This is a genomic window from Streptosporangium sp. G12 (assembly GCF_052983175.1).
The window spans coordinates 1-817 of record NZ_JBRIQO010000105.1 but is presented as its reverse complement, the minus strand read 5'-3'; the positions used below and the strand labels follow the sequence as shown (position 1 = coordinate 817).

1 protein-coding gene is annotated in these 817 nt (G+C 70.9%); it reads left to right on the top strand.

What is annotated here, in order from left to right:
* The coding region (gene groEL, locus ACVCAG_RS45795; RefSeq protein WP_440089949.1) for a chaperonin GroEL at positions 1-817 on the top strand (817 nt) is incomplete at both ends.

The window sequence follows — 817 nt, the reverse complement described above, 5'->3', positions numbered from 1 at the left end:
TTCCGCTCGGTCGCGGTCAAGGCGCCGGGCTTCGGCGACCGCCGCAAGGCCATGCTGGCCGACATCGGCGTCCTGACCGGCGCCCAGGTCATCAGCGAGGACCTCGGCCTGAAGCTGGAGTCCACCACCCTGGACCAGCTCGGCCGCGCCCGCCAGGTCATCGTCACCAAGGACGAGACCACCATCGTCGACGGTGCCGGCGACGCCGAGCAGATCGCCGGCCGGGTCAACCAGATCCGCGCCGAGATCGACAACACCGACTCCGACTACGACCGCGAGAAGCTCCAGGAGCGTCTGGCCAAGCTGGCCGGCGGCGTGGCCGTCATCAAGGCCGGCGCCGCCACCGAGGTCGAGCTCAAGGAGCGCAAGCACCGCATCGAGGACGCCGTGCGCAACGCCAAGGCGGCCGTCGAGGAGGGCATCGTCCCCGGCGGCGGCGTGGCGCTGCTGCAGGCCGGCGCCAAGGCCTTCGACAAGCTCGAGCTCTTCGGCGACGAGGCCACCGGCGCCGCGATCGTCAAGAAGGCGCTGGAGGAGCCCCTCAAGCAGATCGCCGTCAACGCCGGCCTCGAGGGCGGCGTCGTGGTGGAGAAGGTACGCAACCTTCCCCCGGGCGAAGGCCTCAACGCCGCCACCGGCGAGTACGTCAACCTGTTCGAGACGGGCATCATCGACCCGGCCAAGGTGACGCGTTCGGCGCTGCAGAACGCGGCGTCCATCGCGGCGCTGTTCCTCACCACCGAGGCCGTCATCGCCGAGAAGCCCGAGAAGGCCGGAGCCGCCCCCGCCATGCCCGGCGGCGGCGACATGGACTTCT